Genomic DNA, 3,703 nt, shown 5'->3' on the forward strand with positions numbered 1-3,703 from the left:
ATGACAATTTGATAGAGTTTACCCTGAGCGAGCTTTGCAAGTCGAATGGGCTCAAGATACCATAATGTAAAAACTACCAGCCACTACTGAAATTTGATTACTTAAGGCCAATGCACGTTGTAGATTCCCGCCTACGCGGGAATGACTATGTGGTGATTAAGTGGAGGCGTGAAAATAATTAATAATTAAGCCTCTCTGCCAGGAGAGGTAGCTACAATTTTAGGCTTGTGAATAAATGAAAATAACTTTAGCTGGTGAGGTGATTTCTTCTGCTGGGAGAGGTCTATCCTGAAAAAGACACCGATTCGTATACTGGAGCCTTATCGGAAGCTTCCTCTGTTTTTTCAATAACAGGAGTCACAATAGCAGAAGCGGCCATAAAAGAAGATTTTAATTCATTAAGCATTGTTATTACTTCATCGACATATTCTTTTTTCTTCTGTAAATTAGCTTCTAATAATCTGTTTCGCATATAATCATATAACGCAAATAATGGTTCCGCTATGTCCTTATAATCCATATTAAGCGTACATTGAAGCTCGGTAATAATTGCACTCGCTTTTGTAATATTATAATTTCGCGTCTCTATGTCGCGCTCAAAATCCACAATGTCTAAACGTTTTAAAAAATTAACAGCACCCTCATACATCATGATAAGCAACTTATCTTGTGTGGCAGTCATAACTTGATTCTCTAGATAATTATTTTTTATCATATTTATTAACCACTATTTATAGCTCCAATTTGAATTAAGTGAAGCTGTCTGCTGACTTAACCAAGAAGAGGTGTTGCTCATTTTTCCCATCATTGTCTCAAGTTCTGTAAATTGTTTTCGAAGTCTTTCTTCCTCAATAGATAGTCTATCTTCCATGCTAGTTATCTGATTATCAATAAGAGCCATTTCTGCAGTAGTACTGTCCATCACATTACTAATAGAGCCAATTGAAGCATCGGTAATAGAGCTAATCTTATAATCAAAATATTTAGAAAGACCTACTGGCTGATATGTTTGTATTTCTGCTAACTTAACATCTCCTCCACCAACTGTGGTTATATTATTAAACCTTATTTTACTTGCGTACAAATTGCTTAAAGAATTCATTGAAATATCTTTTTTTGTATTATTTGTTACACTAGCATGGTCTTTCCAGCCAGAACCATTCCAATATTGTAAGACAAAGCTTTTTACTACATCGCTTGGAGAAGTGTTCGTTCCGAACAAACTAAACGAAGTTATATTTGTTTTTTTACCAAAATCTAGTTCTATGCTACTTCCATTAGCCCCCTGCCACCCAGTCGTTCCGGCAAGCAAGGAGGTCTCTCCTGTGTTCCCGTCTTTCACGCCTTGAATATTTCCAGCAGTTGTTGAAGATGCAGTTAACGTTGCAGAAGTCATCGCATTATGATTATAAGTAAAAAAATCTTTAACATCTTCAAAATTGTCTTGTAGAACCTGATTAAACTTCGACTTATTAAAAGACAAGGAACCATCCAGCTCTAACTTCATGCCAACTTGTGAAACAGCTTTAATTGTTCCATTTAGCTCACTTGCTCCTTTGCTTATATAAGAAAAAAGATCCTGCTGAACAAGCATCAGGTTGGTGTCTCCAAACAAAGGGTTCGTAACTCCAGAAGTTGAATCATACTTGAGCTGTTCTTTGATTTTATCCATCACAGTATTATAGTTTTCTACAAATTGTTCTGCTACTGCAGCGATCTCTTCATAATTATTTGTAACAGTAACTGTTACTTGGCTAGAAGAAGCCTCTTTCAAATTAAGTGTCATGCCTGAAATAAAATTACTCACTGTATTACTTGAGTTTTTCACAAAAACAGCCTGACTCGAGGTAGGATTACCCATTGTTATCAAGGAGTTTTTTGCCTGTACTGCTGTGTTAAACTGTAAATTCTCAACTCCACTACTAATCGCAAAAGAACCATTTCTGCCAGATTGTGTGGAAGTTAAAATAAGCCTGTATGGATCGGATGAGCCATCATTAATAATTGAAGCAGAAAGATTTATACCTAAGCCATTAATTGCTGTTTGCAAATCTTTTAAAGTATAATCCTCTGTAACGTTAATCACTTTCTTAAAAGAACCATTTATTTCTCCAGCAGTAGAAGACCCCAAAATACCCAAACTTTTTGCTGTCCCAGCAGTACCATTTTCCACAACAGAAATATTGCCACCATTAGTGTCTGTAATTAAAAGTCCATCCCCTGTAGCATTTATACTAGCTTTTACGTGGTAAGAACCAGTGTCTGAAGCAAAATTGATAGCATCTATCACTTCGCCCATATTTGTTAAGGTTGTGCTACTTAAATTCACACTAAAAGCATTACCATCGCTATTTGTTATACTAATGCTTCCTCTTTTAAACCCTACGCCTTGATTCAGGTCAGAAAGTAAAGACGTCCTGGTTAAATATTTAAAACCTAAACTGCTACCTGTAATTTTTCCATCTGAAGAACTACCTATATTTTCATCCGTATGCAGACCTAAATCTCTGGAAGTATTAGAGTCCGTAATGGTAAAACTTCCTCCGTTGCTTTTATATAGCTCTAGTCCAGTGCCAGAATTATTTATCCTAGCCATAACTCCGGTATCTGCACTCTCAGCATTAATTTTATTAATTACTTCTATTATGGAATCTTGAGAGGCAACTGTTATTGTGCTTGCTATATCACCAATAATATCAAAACTTCCAGCTCTTATGCCATTACCTGTTGCACCTGACAAGCTAGTGTTCAAAACAGAACCCAAACCACCAACGATAGCCATTCCGTCGCTACCTGTTCCATTAATACCCATAAGACCTAGCTCTTTAGCTACTGTTGCGTTCCCGCTCTCTGAAACTGTTATATCTGTTCCACTTAAGCTAATGCTTTTCTTATCAGCACTAATTGATGCCGTTATTCCTGAGCCCGAAGAATTAATCAAACTTATTATATCTCCAACTGTCTTAGCTCCAGAGATATCTATTTTATAATCATCCGCTCCGTTATTTAAAACAAAGCTTCCTTTTTCTACGCCTAGTTCACTATTTAAATGACTTAAACTCATACTGCTTGCTAAATAATAAACACCGCTACCAGCTTGTTGGTTAGCAGCAACACCTGACGCTCCGGTGTCTATCCCTAGGTCTGTGGCCATTGTGCCATTACCTACATTTCTAACTATTAAATTGTTGGAAGTCGACGAACCTGTATAGCCAACATTAATGCCATCTCCTGAAGCGTTTACTCCAGCGGACAATTTTAATCCTGATGTATTTATAGCCTCTATCACATCATAAATATCTTGAGCAGCGCTCAAGTCAATTGTGGAGCCATTGCCATCTCTGTCCTGGACAAAAATACTCCCACGACTAACACCATTACCTCCATTTAAGGAAGTTAGCTCAGTAAATCTTTGTAATTTCGCGTTCCCAGATTCTATAGTAATCTCTTTGGCTGAAGCAACCAATTTTGCGGTAGTGGAATTACTAAAACCAGCTGAAGTTAGCTGTTCTGACTGTGCTAATTGATTAACATAGAAAGAATAGCTCCCTGCATTAGCAGAAACAGAAGCACTTAGGGAAAGGATGCCCTCATTTGAAGAAACAGCACTTTTTGCTCCAAAGGTCGCTGTTCTAGAAAGAGTGTAGTTAGATACCTGCAATGAAACTAAATCTGCAGATATGCTACCCCAAGTGCTTTCTTT

General features: G+C 37.1%; 2 protein-coding genes. Both read right to left on the reverse strand.

The window, feature by feature from the left end; translation table 11 throughout:
- Positions 1-283 precede the first annotated feature (283 nt).
- Positions 284-715 (reverse strand): flagellar export chaperone FliS, encoded by a 432-nt coding sequence (gene fliS, locus PHF25_09105; GenBank protein MDD4528166.1) that lies wholly within the window; start codon positions 713-715, stop codon positions 284-286.
- Positions 716-727: 12 nt separating this feature from the next.
- Positions 728-3,703, reverse strand: a 2,976-nt coding sequence (fliD, locus tag PHF25_09110) for a flagellar filament capping protein FliD (protein MDD4528167.1), incomplete at its 5' end; no start/stop codon positions are given.

The sequence above is a fragment of the Candidatus Margulisiibacteriota bacterium genome (genome assembly GCA_028706105.1).
Taxonomy (GTDB): Bacteria; Margulisbacteria; Riflemargulisbacteria; order GWF2-35-9; family DYQY01; genus DYQY01.

Coding starts and splice junctions, on each gene's coding strand:
- fliS (MDD4528166.1), bottom strand. CDS start 715: ATGATAAAAAATAATTATCTAGAGAATCAAGTTATGACTGCCACACAA.